12 protein-coding genes and 3 pseudogenes are annotated in these 15946 nt (G+C 42.3%); 4 read left to right on the forward strand and 11 right to left on the reverse strand.

What is annotated here, in order from left to right; all coding sequences use genetic code 11:
* Positions 1-121 precede the first annotated feature (121 nt).
* The 8 genes and pseudogenes from ACFRAK_RS20955 to garD form a co-directional block, all read right to left on the reverse strand.
* Positions 122-772, reverse strand: coding sequence for a DsbA family oxidoreductase (locus tag ACFRAK_RS20955; protein WP_387600610.1), 651 nt, complete (start codon positions 770-772; stop codon positions 122-124).
* 216 nt (positions 773-988) lie between these two features.
* Positions 989-4027, reverse strand: a complete 3039-nt coding sequence (locus ACFRAK_RS20960) for an efflux RND transporter permease subunit (RefSeq protein WP_394572414.1) — start codon at positions 4025-4027, stop codon at positions 989-991.
* Positions 4028-4763: 736 nt separating this feature from the next.
* A pseudogene (locus tag ACFRAK_RS20965) lies at positions 4764-5460 on the reverse strand (polysaccharide deacetylase family protein).
* A 77-nt stretch (positions 5461-5537) separates the two neighbouring features.
* Complete coding sequence (locus ACFRAK_RS20970; RefSeq protein WP_387600602.1) at positions 5538-5996, reverse strand: ASCH domain-containing protein; 459 nt, start codon at positions 5994-5996, stop codon at positions 5538-5540.
* A gap of 105 nt (positions 5997-6101) precedes the next feature.
* Positions 6102-6551 (reverse strand): VOC family protein, encoded by a 450-nt coding sequence (locus ACFRAK_RS20975; protein ID WP_394572416.1) that lies wholly within the window; start codon positions 6549-6551, stop codon positions 6102-6104.
* Between the two features lie 56 nt (positions 6552-6607).
* Entirely contained in the window at positions 6608-6931 is a 324-nt protein-coding gene (locus ACFRAK_RS20980) for a hypothetical protein (protein ID WP_387706794.1), read from the reverse strand.
* Positions 6932-7044: 113 nt separating this feature from the next.
* A complete protein-coding gene (locus ACFRAK_RS20985) occupies positions 7045-7497 on the reverse strand; it encodes a GNAT family N-acetyltransferase (protein WP_260286656.1) in 453 nt (150 codons plus the stop codon).
* A gap of 183 nt (positions 7498-7680) precedes the next feature.
* Positions 7681-8379 (reverse strand): annotated as a pseudogene (gene garD / locus ACFRAK_RS20990) (galactarate dehydratase); the annotation flags it as partial.
* Between garD and ACFRAK_RS20995 the strand changes: the two are divergent.
* Together ACFRAK_RS20995 and ACFRAK_RS21000 are read left to right on the forward strand one after the other, a co-directional pair.
* Positions 8356-9114: pseudogene (locus ACFRAK_RS20995) on the forward strand (enolase C-terminal domain-like protein); the annotation flags it as partial. The pseudogenes garD and ACFRAK_RS20995 sit on opposite strands and share 24 nt — an antisense overlap.
* A gap of 160 nt (positions 9115-9274) precedes the next feature.
* Positions 9275-9976 (forward strand): FadR/GntR family transcriptional regulator, encoded by a 702-nt coding sequence (locus ACFRAK_RS21000; protein WP_387706792.1) that lies wholly within the window; start codon positions 9275-9277, stop codon positions 9974-9976.
* A 356-nt stretch (positions 9977-10332) separates the two neighbouring features.
* Here the strand turns inward: ACFRAK_RS21000 and ACFRAK_RS21005 are convergent, their stop codons facing one another.
* Positions 10333-11091 carry an SDR family oxidoreductase gene (locus ACFRAK_RS21005; RefSeq protein WP_387600579.1) on the reverse strand — a complete coding sequence of 253 codons (759 nt, stop codon included), beginning with the start codon at positions 11089-11091 and terminating at the stop codon, positions 10333-10335.
* A gap of 190 nt (positions 11092-11281) precedes the next feature.
* On the opposite strand from ACFRAK_RS21005, the gene ACFRAK_RS21010 reads away from it, so the two are divergent.
* Positions 11282-11899, forward strand: a complete 618-nt coding sequence (locus tag ACFRAK_RS21010; protein ID WP_387600577.1) for a TetR/AcrR family transcriptional regulator — start codon at positions 11282-11284, stop codon at positions 11897-11899.
* A gap of 29 nt (positions 11900-11928) precedes the next feature.
* Here ACFRAK_RS21010 and ACFRAK_RS21015 read toward each other — a convergent pair whose 3' ends face one another.
* Positions 11929-12630 (reverse strand): alpha/beta fold hydrolase, encoded by a 702-nt coding sequence (locus ACFRAK_RS21015; RefSeq protein ID WP_387600575.1) that lies wholly within the window; start codon positions 12628-12630, stop codon positions 11929-11931.
* A gap of 131 nt (positions 12631-12761) precedes the next feature.
* The gene (locus ACFRAK_RS21020) at positions 12762-13664 is read right to left on the reverse strand and encodes a LysR family transcriptional regulator (protein ID WP_387600573.1); all 903 of its coding nucleotides are present in this window, start codon (positions 13662-13664) and stop codon (positions 12762-12764) included.
* A gap of 121 nt (positions 13665-13785) precedes the next feature.
* On the opposite strand from ACFRAK_RS21020, the gene ACFRAK_RS21025 reads away from it, so the two are divergent.
* A complete protein-coding gene (locus ACFRAK_RS21025) occupies positions 13786-15789 on the forward strand; it encodes a YhgE/Pip family protein (protein WP_394572420.1) in 2004 nt (667 codons plus the stop codon).
* Positions 15790-15946: the final 157 nt, after the last annotated feature.

Consider the following 15946-nt stretch of genomic DNA (forward strand, 5'->3'; position numbering starts at 1 on the left):
ACCTGTCCCGCTGCTCCCGCAGGAGTCTCGCACTTGCGCTCCAATCAACCTTAAATCGTTTCGTTTTAAAAACAACAATCTTTACGAAAAGAGCCTAATTTTTTTAATCCTCAGAAGGTTTTTAGCAATTCCCCTTACCATCACATTGCAAGCCCTCAAGTTCATTCCGTTCATTTTTTGCTTCTTCCTTCTCAATGACTTGCGCTAACCTTTCTTTACTGGCTAGTCCTTGAATAACTTCATCACCAATAATAAACGTTGGGACAGCCCTGATATCTGCTTCTTCATAAGCATGTTTCAGTGCTTCTTGGTGCACTTCCCGATACTTTCGTGACACTAATGCTTCTCTAAAAGCATCTACAGGAAGTTCAACTTCATCCGCTAATTTTGTCAATACTTCAATATCTTCAATATTTTGTTCCTCTTGAAAAAACGCTGTAAATACTCTGTCGTGGAACTCGTTCCCTTTTCCGTGCTCCTTTGCAAAATGGCACCCTTCGAACGCCAAATGTGTATATGGATGCGGGGAGACACGGGGTAAACGCATATCCACTCCAAGTTTTTTCGCAACAGGGAGAATGTAAGAATCCCATGAATTCAACTTATCGGGTTCCTTCCATGGATCTATTTTGGAATGTGGACTCGGTCGCAATTCAAATGGCATCCATTCCACTTCTACATCCTTTTCCTCCATGATTTCGTCCAAAGGACCTTTACCTAAAAAACAAAATGGACATATAAAATCAGAATACGCTTTAATTTTCACTGTCATTATATATTCCCTCACTTTTCATCATCGGCTAAACTTGTAATCAAACCAGTTACAACACAAACCAAAAAAAATATAACATTTCCACTAGCTGTAATAATTTTAGTTACAGGTTGAAAGAAAGTCAACCATTATTTTTAAAAAACTAAAGAACATGCACTATTTTACAGAAAAAAAAGTTTGTAAAGAAAGCTTTGCTTCTCTACAAACTTTTTATTATTACATTTCGATTTGTTCGTTAACGGGTTCTCTCTTTTTCTTTCTCTGTTTTTTCGATTTTTTATAGTGCAGCAATTCGTATATACATGGAATGACGATAAGTGTGAGCAGTGTAGACACAGCTAGCCCGCCAATGACAACGATCGCTAAACTTTGTGAAACCAAGCTTCCTGTTTCAGCTTTTTTATACAATAGGGGCAGCATGGCACAAATCGTTGCTACAGCCGTCATTATGATCGGACGGAATCTTGTAGCTGTCGCTTCGACGATCGCATCACGGATAATCATTTTTTCTTCGTTTTGTTTGACTCGATCCAGAAGCACAATCGCGTTTGTCACAACAACTCCAATTAACATGAGAGCACCCAGCAGTGCTGTAATATCGACTGGAATTCGGCTGATAACCAATCCTAATACCGCTCCAATGGCAGCGAATGGCAAGGAAAATAGAATGGCGATCGGTGCTTTGATCGATTTAAATGTTATAACCATGATTAAAAAGACAATGCCGATCGATATTAACATCGTAAGGAACAAATCGGAAAAATCATCTGTTTGCTGAGCACTGGCTCCCCCGACTAGAATATCTACATCATTCGGAATATCAAGTCCTTTGTTCTTCTCTTTATCTCCAAATATCTCAAGATTTATTTTGCTTGCAATATCGGAAAGCTTAGTCGGATCTACCGTTGCCTTCAATTGAAGATACGTTTCCCCATCTTTATGGAACTGCGTTGTTGCACTCTCCTCGCTCTTTAAAGAAGCGACCTTTGACACTGGGGCCAGACCGCCATCTGTCATGATCGGAATGCTTTTTAAATCCTCTGGTTTTTTAGGATCTAAGATCGGTTCAAGGACGACAGGTGTCTGCTTATCCTGTAAAGTTATATTTCCAATAGGCGTTTTATTAAGCATGATACCTAATTGTTGACCGATTTGTTCTGTATTGCCTTTAGCCGGATCTACCTTGAATGAATAAATGGTTTTCTTTTCGTCTTGGTTCGTTGTTACTTCTTCAATTCCTTTAATATCCTGTATACTTTCTTTGACCTTATTGGCCGTCAGTTCCAAATCTTCAACATTACTGCCGACCACATCTATCGTAATGTTCGTCTTCGATGCCCCCATCATAAAGGAAGAGGCTTGGGCCGTAAGTTTTGCATCAGGATAGTTTTCCTGTTCCTTTTCCATTTTTTTCAGAATCGCATCTACATTTGCTTTATCCTTTACCAGGATGCCGAAAGTCGCTTCCGTCGGTGATGTGACTTCCCCATATTGTGCTGATTCGGCAGAGTTTCCTAATTGCATGAAAATATTATCCACTTCACTCATATCCTGCATCGTTTCTTCGAGTTCAATCGCTTTTTCCTTCACTTTTTCATAGGGCTGATCATTTGGATAAGTTAATGTCACGGAGACATAGTCTGCTGAAGAATTATCAATCGCCCCTTTTGGCATGGCAAAATATGTACCAATGGAACCGACAAACAACAGCATAGCAATAATCAAGACAACCCATTTATGGTTTAGTGACCAAGTAACGAGCTTGGTAAAACGCTTGGCCGGGCTATGTTTGGGCAGCTTCGTCCTTTTCAGCAATCCTGCACTCATTAACGGAACAACCGTTAATGCCACGATTAAAGAAGCCAGTAAAGAATAAGTGACAGTCAAAGCGAAAGGCAGAAGAAACTCTTGAAGCCCTCCATTCAATAAGGCAACCGGAAGGAAAACGGCTACAGTCGTAAGGGTTGAAGCTGTTATCGCCACTCCCACTTCTTTAGTTGCATCCATCACCAATTCAATTGAAATCTTCTCCTGCTGCATTTTCCGGAAAATATTTTCAATAACAACAATACTATCGTCCACCAAGCGCCCGATCGCTACAGCGACACCGCCCAGCGTCAAAATGTTCAGCGTCACTCCCGACAATGACAGCAAAAATAACGTAAAGCCAAGAGATAGCGGTATGGATACGATTGTAATGAATGTAGATCGTACATTCCGTAAAAAGACCATGATCACTATCGTGGCGAATAGCGCTCCCAGCAGGACTTCTTTTACCATCGTCTGAACGGAAGTCTCCACCATATCAGCTGTAGATAAATAAATGATCGATTTCTGGTCGCTATACTTTTCATTAATTTCTTTCGCTACTTTTTCAACCTCTTTACTGATTGTGACAGCATTTGATTGACTGTCCTTGATAATGCTTAAATCAATGCTTTCCTTTCCATTAAAACGACTGATGAGGTTGCCATCCTTCGCTTCTTCAACTTTTGCTATCTCTCCAAGTGTGACATTCGGGGTGACCTTTAACGCTTTTAATTTCCCAATACTTGTTAAATCCCCGATAACCTTGATGTTACTTGCCTTCCCATCAATCACTTTTTCGCCTACGGCCAAAGCTGCATTCTGACCGTTAAGGACGTTCATGACATCTTGAATGGAGACTTTCTTTTTAGCCAATTCTTCATTATCCACCTTGACTGAAAGAACGGATTGGGAAACTCCAAATGTCTGTACATCGGAAACCCCTTTAATATCTTTATACAGAGGCTCTAATTCCTTCTTGGTAAAGTCAATATTTTCAGCTGTTAATCCATCCTTAAAAGTAACGGAAACAAATGAAATGGGAATCATAGATGTATTTAACTGTGTAACAGTAGGCTTTGCCATGCTTTGTGGCAAAGCTACACTGCCTAAAGCCTCTTGAACATCAAGTTTTGCTTGTTTCATATCCGATCCGGCTTCAAAGAATAGATCTACTTTTGAAAACCCGTCTCCCGTTGTGGAGTATATTGAACTCTTTCCCTTAACTCCAGTGACCGCTCTTTCAATCGGATCTGTAACTTGTGCTTCCATCGTTTTCGAATCGGTGCCCTGCCCCATTGTGATAATCGTAACTTGTGGATTATCAGCAGATGGTAAAAATTCCATCGGCAGTTTAAAATAACTGACAACTCCTATCAACAAAATAAATATGGTTACCAATGAAACGGCAGCCTTGTTCTTAAACGACCACTTTGTAAAAAACTCCACGTACTAATCACCCCTGAATAAAATTTAAAAGAAAATAATTCCATTTAAAATCTTACCATATATTACTAGTGTTTGAACGTTAATTTTTTATTGATTTTTATTTTTTTTTATGCCTCTCTGTGTGAAGAGCTTTTTTCCACATAAAAAAGGCTGCCGCAGCAGCCTCCAGTTTTTAGACAAAAGGAGTTCAATCTAAATATTAAAACAAAGTTGATTGGAACGTAAGGTACGAGACTCCTGCGGGAAAAGCGTGGCCAGGGGAGACCCCGCTGGCGCGAAGCGTCGAGGAGGCTCCCGGACCGCCCGCGGAAAGCGAGTGCCCTTCGTTCCAATCAACGTTCAAATAGCACAACCTAAAAAAATGTAAACAAACTCGATTATTTATATCCTTTGAAAAAAAGCATAACGATAGCCAAAACCATTACCCCGATAAACAATAACGGGCCGATGCCCGAGCTATACACGAAGTATACTTTGATGTGGCGAAAAAGGAGCATGACAAGAAATAGGAATAACAGGAAACACAAAATGATGATCAGAGCGGTATTTTTATTCCGATACAAGTAACCAGCCCCATTTTAAAATAGCTTTTTCATGCAATTGCATGCCATACAACGAATTCCGTTAAGAAACAATATGCAGACCACGTTTTGTACTATTCTGTACTATATCAAATAAAAAAGGGCTGCCGCAGCAGCCCTTTTCTTCGAAAATCGTACATTCGGTATAAATGAGACTACATTTCCTGAAGTTCATTGACCGTTACAAACGTATACCCTTCGTTCGTTAACTCCTGCAAGATCCCTTCAATCGCTTGAAGTTCTTTACCCGTATCATCATACATCGGATGCATCAGGATGATCGAACCTGGCTTTATATTTTCCTTCACATACTTCACTTTGTCAGAAGCGGTAGTGTAATAGCTATCTGGTTCCAGATTCCAGGTAATGGTCTCTCTATCATTTTCATTTAAATAATAAGGCAGACCTATGATTTTTTTCCCGTGGTGGCCGGACGTCAATTTCACCCTTATATCCGGAGTCCAGAATTAATTTATCCGTTTTCTCGATTTCCGCCTTGATAAAAGAAGGCGATTTAAAAACCATTCGCTTGTGGGAATACGTGTGATTCCCAATCTGATGTCCTGCTTCCGCTATTTTTCCAGCTTCCTCTGGGTATTTTTCGATTTCGTTACCAATCAGGAAGAAAGTAGCTTTTACATCGTATTTAGCCAATAACGGAAGGATCTGATTCACATTCTTCGATGGGCCATCATCAAATGTCAAAGCGACCACTTTTTCATTCGTCTCGACATTATCCGTCAATCCTCCGAATACCTGATATGTTCTCGAATTCATTAATTTATACGTTCCAAGCAATAGCAGGAAAACAACCACGATTCCCAAACCAATGAATGTCAATTTCTTTTTCATGCAAATACCTATCTTTCTATAAGTCTTTTAATCCAATGACCTATTATAGCAAATCACTGAACGAAAACACTTATTGTTCACTTCCGTAACTTTACATGTATCAATTCAAAGCGCTCACACACAAGCAGCATATCTTCTTTAAAGGTGTGCCCGATCTTGTCCAATTGTTCTTTCAGCCATTTTTCATGGGCCTCCCACCAGTATGTATAGGTTCGATCTCCTTCCCCTTCTGCAATCGCAAACTCTTCACTCACTTCATTCATGGGCAATACTTCGACTTTCACTGTTTGGATGATGGCTAAGGGCTCATCCTCACTACTTAAAATAATGCTGTAATCACCTACTGATGGTAATGGTTCATTTTCCTCTTCATAAAAAACATACCCAGAGCACGTAGCCGTTTTCATCCCATCCATCACTAATTGAGCCAACTGATCGGGATCAGCCCCGAATTGCCATGCACTGACTGCCTGGGGTTTTTCTTCATCTTTCCCCTGCCAAAATTCATTCCAATATAATTCCGCTTTGACATTCATTCTATGATTCTCCATTCTGTTTTAACATAAAAAGGATATAAATGATTATTATTCTTGAAGTTTTCGCCCAACTGTCATTCGCTTTTTTTTACTTCTGTTTTTCATTTATATCTGTTCCCATTCACTTAAATACATACGATTCTTGATTTTTTGGGGATTCTCCATTTTACTAATAAACTCCAAACTGTTTCCGTCTGGATCATTAAAGTGAATTTTAGCGTGGGCATATTCCCCGTGAGGCATCACGAAAGGTTCAATTGGTTTAAATCCAAAGGCCTCTCTTGGCGCATAGCCCCTATCTTCAAGCCATGCGACTGAGCTCTTTAGATCTTCCAATGATACTTGAAAAGCGATATGCCGCAGGGAGGGATGATACTCAACCTCCACTTTTTCCGTTTCCCAAAGCCCCAACCAACTTTTGTCCTTTTCAATCCATAGAAAAGCCAGGTTGTCTTCAACCTTATGATCTAACTGTAAACCAAGCCCCTCATAGAATTCGATGGAACGTTTCAAATCACGAACCGGTAAATGTGATTCATATAAACCTCTTATCATTGAAAAACCACCTTTTGTCAGTTCTATCTCACAAGAAGCTTCCTGGTTCAATCCCTTTATCCTATTGTCCTACGAGGCAATTCTATTTCCCCAGTTATCAACAAGGTGATGATGATCACCCAAAATATAAAGAAGGATGAGGAAAAAACCAAAGAAATGATCGGGATCACTTTTTTCTCGGTTTTCTTCAAAATTCCTATGACAGAGAGGACGATGCCGGCAATAGTAAGGAAAAAAGTTATATAATCACCCGTCCTGCTCCCGATATTTGCCATTCTAATAGGTGTAATAAAAACAGTAAAAAAACAAATGATTCCAATGATGAATGAAGTAAAACTGATTACACCGTACCTCTTCTGAATACATGCTTCGTTTTCCATCGAGCACACCCTTTCATCAGATCCTGCGCATCTATTAATATCTCATAAATAATTTTAACATATAATGCCAGACAATTTGTTATGCACAGAAAAAGGGGTCAAAAGACGGTGAATTAAAGCTTCATTTTCATGCCTTCATGAGTGGCTTTGAATCCTAAACGTTCATAAAATCGCAGCGTTTCTTCCCGCTTTTTATCGGTCGTCAGCTGAATGATATGGCAGCCCCGCTTCCTGGCACGGTCAATCGCATATTGAATCAACTTGCTTCCGATGCCTTTCCCTCGTTCTGAAGATGCCGTCCGAACCCCTTCGATCGTTGCTCTCCAACCGCCTTGATGGGTAATATATGGAGTGAACGTGATTTGCTGCACCCCAACGATTTCCTTACCAAGACATGCTACGATCAATTCATTATTCTCATCTGCATCAATGGATGCAAATGCTTTTAGATAGCTTTCAGGAAGGGGATTTTCATAGCGTTCCCTTTCCCTCCCCAACACATCATCCGCTAGCATCCGTACTATTTCACTTAAGTCTTTTACTGTCGCATTCCTGAATGTTACCATGATATCCCTCCTGTACTGTATTGCCCTTTTTTCGTCATGCCGGAAAACCGATCGTTCATTAATAACTTCAACTAAAAGTTAGGCGGTCCTCTTTTCTGGAGGAAAAATTATGACAGCTTTAAAAATCGGACCAACAAAAAAGGACCCCTTTTAAAAGCAAGTCCTTCTTAAGTAACATCATTATTAGGTAATTGGCGCAGGATTGAACAGGGCCAAATCATTATGCAGGCCCCAATGCTCTGCCCAGGTTTTCTTTTTACCGCTGGCCACTTCCAATATGAGGTGAAACATTTCCCACCCGACATCCTCTATGGTTGCTTCACCTGTAGCGATAGTTCCTGCATTTATATCAATGAGATCTTTCCATTGCTCGGTCAAAGTATTTCGTGTAGATACTTTGATGACGGAAGCCATTGCCAGGCTATAAGGTGTGCCTCTTCCGGTTGTAAAAACTTGAAGGTGCATGCCGGAGGCGAGCTGCAGCGTTCCGCAAACGAAGTCACTAGCTGGTGTAGCTGCAAAAATCAGCCCTTTTTCCGTTGCTTTTTCACCTGGGGCCAGTACGCCTGAAATTGGGCTGCCTCCGGATTTGGCAATGGAGCCTAATGATTTTTCCACTACATTGGCCAATCCGCCTTTTTTGTTTCCTGGAGACGGATTGGCACTTCGATCGGCATCACCTAAAGCCAGGTAGTTATCATACCAATCCATTTCCTTTATTAACGCTCTCCCCACTTCTTCATTCACTGCACGGGGCGTCAATAGATGAATCGCATCCCGTACTTCTGTGACTTCAGAAAATAGAACGGTTGCCCCTGCCCTAACTAACAGATCTGTAGCATATCCTACTGCAGGGTTAGCTGTCACACCAGATATGGATTCAATGATTTTAAACTGAAAGGCGGAGTTTTGCGCGGGGAAGAAGAAATCGAAGCAGTGACGGCTCTTGCGGAACGCTTCCCTGAAGCCAGGATCACCCTTGACCCAAATGGCGGCTGGCTGCTTAAGGATGCGATTGAACTTTGCCGGGATCAACATCATGTTTTAGCCTATGCGGAGGATCCATGCGGAGCGGAAAATGGTTTTTCCGCCCGGGAAATCATGACGGAATTCAGGCGCGCAACGGGCCTTCCGACCGCTACTAATATGATTGCAACGGACTGGAGGCAAATGGGGCACTCCATTCAACTTCAATCCGTGGACATCCCTCTTGCCGATCCGCATTTTTGGACGATGCAAGGCTCCGTCCGCGTCGCTCAAATGTGCAACGACTGGGGATTGACATGGGGATCACACTCGAATAATCACTTTGACATTTCGCTTGCCATGTTTACACACGTTGCTGCAGCCGCACCAGGAAATATCACTGCGATCGATACCCACTGGATTTGGCAGGATGGGCAGCGTTTGACGAAAGAACCTTTTAAAATAGTCGGCCGTATGGTCGATGTCCCTTCCAAGCCCGGACTTGGAATTGAAGTGGATATGGAACAAATCGAGAAGGCACATCAGCTTTATAAACAAAAAGGACTTGGTGCCCGTGATGATTCAATGGCGATGCAATACCTGATTTCCGGATGGGAGTTCAATCCAAAATCACCTTGCCTTGTCAGATGATTTTTTCCAACAATGCGTGCGTCTCTCTCTTTAGAGCGGCGCATTTTACTTTTTTTGGGTATAGATCTTCTCTTCCTCACATGCAAATAAGCGTATTATATTATATAATTAGTCTTACAGTATGAATACATATAGGATTTAACAGAAAAGGGGTTACACAATGGTAGAATCGTCAAAGAAATTAGGCGTACAATCGGTACATCGCAACACTCTTTCACAACAAGTCGTGGATCAAATCGTGCATCTGCTCGTCAGCGGACAAATGAAAGCGGGCGACAAACTGCCTCCTGAAATGGAACTTATGAAAGAACTTGAAGTAAGCCGGCCTGTTTTACGGGAGGCACTCAGTGCACTTGATACACTAGGAGTCATTACACGGAAAACGCGTGAAGGCACCTTTTTTAACGATAAAATCGGTACACATCCATTCTCTGTCATGCTGGCGCTGGCTACGGATAATTTACCAGCGATCATCGAAGCGCGAATGGCATTGGAGTTGGGACTGGTAACAATGGCTGCCGAGAAGATCACAGACGAACAACTGGAGAAACTGCAAATTACGATTGACACGATTGCCAATAGTGAAGACAACGATTATGGAGAGGCCGATAAAGAATTCCACAAGCTCATTGCTTTAAGTGCGAACAATCCCATTATTGAAGGCATGATCGATTCCTTATTGATTACCCATAATAAAATAAATAGCCTGATACAATTCAGGGAACGGGAACTGACTGTAAAGTATCATAAAGCCATCTATGCGGCACTTGCAGCACATGATCCACATGAAGCATTCAGTCAGATGTACAAGCACCTTGACTACGTCCGTCAGAAAGTCCTTCAACATTCTCACGCAAATTAATGGATCGTTTGTGTGGAAGATGAAGTAATCGCAGCAAACCAATGGATCACTCAAATGATCCAATTTCATAGGGAAAGTGGATTTATTCAGGGAACCTATTTCGCTTCCAAGATTTCAGAGTTCAACTTATCTTTTAAATCCAATTGATAGCATCATTCTTATTGAGAAAAAAATGGATAGTAGTTGAACTATCCAGCCCCCACTTATCCACTTTTGATTGTGAAAGTGTTCCCCGTTGAATTCGAAACCTCCCGCTCCCAATCCAGGTCTCCACTCAAAAAAATGCATTCCTGCTTACTAGCAGGAATGCATGAATCAGTCCTAAGTTCTTGACCATCATCTTGTTCATTTACGGCTTAATATGCACTCCAACCAGCATCTGCCGTGATGACCGTGCCATTAACAAAACTGGAATCGTCTGAAGCAAGGAACAAAGCCACTTTAGCGATTTCCTCAGGTTTGCCATTGCGTGGATTGATGGCCATCCCCAATTGTTGGCGAGAGATGCCGAACTCATTGATGCTCGTCATGCTGGAACCGATATTGGTTTCAACTCCGCCTGGTGCTATTGCATTGCAGCGAATCCCTTTATTGGCATACATGAAACCCGTGTTTTTTGTGAAACCAACCACTGCGTGCTTAGAGGCAGTGTATGCTGCGCCTGCTCGAGCACCGTACAAACCGCCAGCAGAAGCAATGTTGATGATGACCCCTTTTTGTTTTTCCAAAAAGATCGGCAATACTTTTCTGGTCGAACGCATGACGCTTGTCGTGTTAATGGCAAAAATCCGATCCCACCTAGAATCTTCAATGTCTCCAGCAGGTTCCATGCCATCCATGATACCCGCGTTATTCACCAAAATATCCACCGTACCATACGTACTTACCGTGGTATCGATCAAATGTTGAATATCTTCCTCCACCGCTACGTTCGTTTTAATGGCAAAGGCCATACCGCCATTCGCTTTTATTTCTTCTACCGTCTCGTTCGCGCCATCAAGATTTAAATCCGATACGACGACTTTAGCCCCTTCTCTGGCATAATCTATAGCGATCTGTTTCCCCATGCCAGATGCTGCGCCTGTCACTACTGCAACTTTGTCTTGTAATTTCATTTGAACTCCCCCATTCATTCTAGTGAAGTGATACTTATCGTACAGATGTTCATTAACTTACTTCCTTTATAGTATAATTAGTTTCAATAGGCTTATACAATCAGCAAATGATGACCTTGATGTTGAACAATGAACAGAAAGTATTGATTATGTTCATTAAAAGCACAATAACCAACAAAGGGTGAAGAAAATGTCCAATAATAACACTGGGATTGATAGAAGGATCAGGAAATCCAAACTGGCTTTGAAAGATTCTCTCATATCATTAATGCAACACAAGGATTTCAGGGAAATATCGATTACTGACATTGTAGAACGCGCCGACCTTAATCGAGGTACATTTTACAAACACTATCAGTATAAAGAGGAACTGCTTGAAGAGGTCATGGAGGATGTAATTGCGGATTTGATCATATCTTACCGGGAACCTTATAAAAATGTTGAAACTTTCACCATCAATGAACTAACGGCTTCAGTGGTCAAAATATTTGAACATGTAGCTAATTATGCAAACATTTATACCCTCATACTAAAGTCGAATGCATGGCCAACTTTACTGGAAAGGATTTGTGATGAATTAAAGAAACTTCCATTGGAAGACCTGGAAGATTACCGGCCGAATCCTAAGATCAATACAGAACTTGCCTCCAGTTACCAAGCATATGCGATATTAGGCATGATCATCGAATGGGTCAACACCGGCTTTAAATACAGCGCTGACTATATGGCTGAACAGTTACTGGAAATCATTAATAATAAATCGGTAAATGCCGTCTATAAAATAAACCATACATTTAAGCAGGAATAGGAGGGCTGCATCGGCACCCCCCTATCTCATTAATACGCCTGCCCTTTGGAAAGAAACCTTGTTACGGCAGACAAGAAAGCTGATAAATTATCTTCATGCACAAAGTGTCCTGCATCCTCTATCGTCACCAATTCGCAATTCGGAATAAGCTCGGAAACTTCCTGCAATTTATTTTGGGGTATATGGCTCGACCCTCCCCCTATAACAAGCGTCGGAATCATAATATCGGTAAGGCGTGCCCACCATTCGGGTTCGGGTTCATTAAGCTGCTGTAGAATCGAAGGCACAACCTGCCAATCAAACGGCAGAGGGCCAGAAGGTTGGGAAGGAATCTCTATTGGTTCATCCAAGAAAGGTGGAGGCGTATCTTCGACAATCAACCTATCTATCCTCGAAGGAAAAGTTTGCGAGAAAAGGTAGGAAACTGTCCCTCCCATGGAATGCCCCATTAGCGAAAATCCCTCCAAATTCAGCGCATCCGCAAAATGAAGCAAATCATCGCACATCAATTCGAAAGTGTATGTACTAGTTCTCGCACTCCCACCGTGTCCCCGTTGATCTAAAGCCAATACACGAAAATTTTCTCCTAATGCGGCAGCCACTTGATCCCATGACTCTGCACTTTTACCCAGCGCATGAAGAACAACAAGCGGCGGTGCAGCAACATCCCCGCTCTCCCGGTATTGAAACGTGTGTCCATTCAATTCAATTTGATTAACCCGTATTTCCATCTCCATTCATCTCCTAGGATCGGCATTGGTCTTTTTGAACCCGATCTATTTAAGAAAACCCCTAAATACTATGTTCACGATAATTACATTATATTCCGGCCTACATCCGATTATTTCGACCTTTCCCACATTTATTGATCTTTTGGTCTGGCGGAGTTGGCAGCAGCGAAGTAATCCATGACAAATAACCGAAATTGCTTGGCTACTGGGGTGAAGTAGCGTTTTTCTGACCAGCCGAGCCCTATCGTTCTTTGACAAGCAGGTTCGGTTATCCGGATTTTATGGGATAATGACCCGGTTTGATGAAGCCATGTCAGCTCGGATACGAAGGCGACTCCCAACCCTTTCCTGACAAGGTCCGAGATGACAGCAGGTTCATCTCCTTCAAATGCGATGTGCTGGGCGAATCCCGCTTCGAGGCAAAATTGGTCGGTGAGGCTGCGGAACCCGAAGCCTGTGTTCATACTGATGAATGGTTCATCTTTCACTTCTTGAAGTGTAATGCTTTCCCTGCCTGCCAGCCGGTGATCGGGAGGCACGATCAAGTATATTTCTTCGGTGATCAGCGGTTCCCACTTTAAGTCTGGGCCTTCAATCGGAACGGATGATATGCAATAATCAATTTCCCCTTCTATTAGAAGCTGCTTCATGGATGATATGGATTTTAGGAATTGTTGAAAACGGACATCCGGGTATTGAGATAAAAATGTCCCCAATAAATCAGGCAGGACCCTGGGAATGGTAACGGCCAAGGTGATGTTCTTTTGGTCCTGATCAATTAATTCCACTATTTCGCGCCTCCCTTCATTCAGTTCCGCAAAAGCGCGTTCAACACGGTTCAAGAAAATTCGTCCGGCTGCATTAAGCTTGATTTTCCGGTGTTCCCTATCGAACAGTGCGACTCCCAAATCCTCTTCAAGCCGGGATATGGTTTTACTGAGGGATGGCTGAGCAATCTGAAGTTGTTCCGCAGCCTTCGTCATATGTTCCAGCCGTGCTACGGTTTGAAAGTACTGGAGCTGTAATATTTCCATTTTCCCACTCTTTTCACATAGATTTAAATCTATTATTACATAATCAATTATGTATTATACAGTATCTAAAAAAGCCATTATGATGAAATAATCTCTTAGTTAGAAAGGGCAGGCTCAAATAATGAAAGGTTTACAACTTGTATTTCAAGATATAAAAGCAATGTGGAAACATAAACACGGGAGAATCGCCTTGATTTTCCTTTTGGTCGTTCCATTGATTTACTCAGGTTTCTTCTTGGCAGGATATTGGAACCCTTATGGAAAGTTGGATCAGCTCCCTGTGGCAGTGGTCAATCTCGATAATGGTTCAAAAATGGACGATAAGCCAGTCGAGGCTGGAGAGGATTTCGTTGAACAATTGAAAAAGCAGAAAGAATTGGATTTTCACTTTGTCACGGCAAAGGAGGCAAATACGGGTCTTAAGGAAGGGACCTATTATATGGTAGTCACGATTCCGGAAGATTTTTCGCAAAATGTCACGACTTTAATGGATAAAAAACCGGAAACGGCTAAACTTTTGTATACTGTCAATCCAGGTAAGAACTTCGTTGCCTCACAGATCAGCTCCACTGCTGTTGAAAAAATGACGGCAAAAATCAACGCAAGCATCACGAAAGTCTATTCTAAAGGCATCCTTTCGAAGTTCCAGGACGTTTCTAACGGCTTGGCGGAAGCCGGGGATGGAGCGGAAACACTTCATCAAGGAACGGCCGATGCGAAAAGCGGCAGTGAGAAATTGAATGATGGCATCCATGATTTGAATGATGGCGCTCAGAAGCTGCATACAGGAAGCAACAAGCTCTTGGATGGACAAGAAGCCCTAACGGATGGTGCGAAAGGATTAACAACAGGTTCCCACAACTTGCATTCTGGCATGAAGCAGCTATCTGATGCACATGACTCATTGGAAAATGGGATGAATGAAGTAAGTAAGGGTGTTGAGAACTGGTCAGCCGGAAATGCAAAATTGATGCAAGGGCAAGAACAGGCTGCCGATACAGCGAATACTCTAGAAAAACAATTGGATGCCTATATGAAAAGTCATCCTGATGCAATAAAGGATCCAGACTTCAAGCAAATCATTGCCCTATCGGAAGGTTTATCCAAAACAGCCGCCACATTACATGCCAATCAAAAGCAATTGGGCGAAGGTGCTGCCAAAGTGGCTGATGGACAAGCAACCGTTCAAACCGGGATGAATGCCTTTGGTGATAAAATGGCACAAGCTACCTCGGGTGCCGAGCAATTAAACGAGGGTTCTGAAGAAATGGCAAATGGATTATTTAAATGGAAAAATGGTTTCTCCGCTTTACATTCCGGAATCGATTCGCTAGCCGGCGGAAGCAGCCGGCTAGCCAGTGGATCGACGGAGCTTCAAGACGGACTGGCTTCACTGGAAACGGGTTCAAGCAAATTATCCACCAAGCTTAATGAAGCCGCCGATAAAACGGCCAGTCTTCAGTACGACGATTCGACAACTTCGATGTTCTCTGAGCCCGTACAATTGGTCCAATCCAATTTATCTGAAGTACCTAACTACGGAACCGGGATTGCTCCTTATTTTCTGTCATTGGCCTTTTATGTAGGCGGCATCATGGCTTCCAATATCTTGCCGCTTGGCCGCAGGCAGAATCTTAAGGTTACCGGAACCGTTCATTTCACGAATAAATTAATGCTCGTATATGTAATTGGCTTGATACAGGCACTTCTAGTGGATGCAGTCGTCCTTCTTGGATTCCATTTACACGTGGCCAGTGTCCCTGTATTCATTCTATCAAGCATCATCGTTTCATTTACCTTCATGACATTCATTCTTATGTTGGTGACCGTATTCGGAGTGGTGGGCAAATTCGCAGCCGTGACCCTTCTCGTGTTCCAATTGGCGACTTGCGGCGGAACATTCCCAGGCGAACTGGGCATGTCATTATTGACGAAAATCGGTCAATTTTTACCTATGGCCCACTCATTAAAGGAACTTCAAGAGGTCATCTCATTAGGCGGCTGGGAAAACTTGCAAACGCAGATTTGGATCTTACTTGCCTATCTCGTTTCGGCAGCGATCATTGGCTGGATCGCCAGTCATATCCAGCATGCAAAAGCAGCTTCAGAGGAAGTGACATCTTGATGTAAATAAGCGCAGTGCAAATGGCACTGCGCTTATTTTATATACAAGTGAAAATCACATGGGTAAAACATACTGATTAAGTCGGCTGAACTTAAAGAAGGCTGTTTCCGCATACTTTTTTGCTATTTACCAAGTAAAGCGGTGTGGTTGATTTTCC

It is taken from the genome of Peribacillus sp. NPDC056705 (assembly GCF_043656335.1).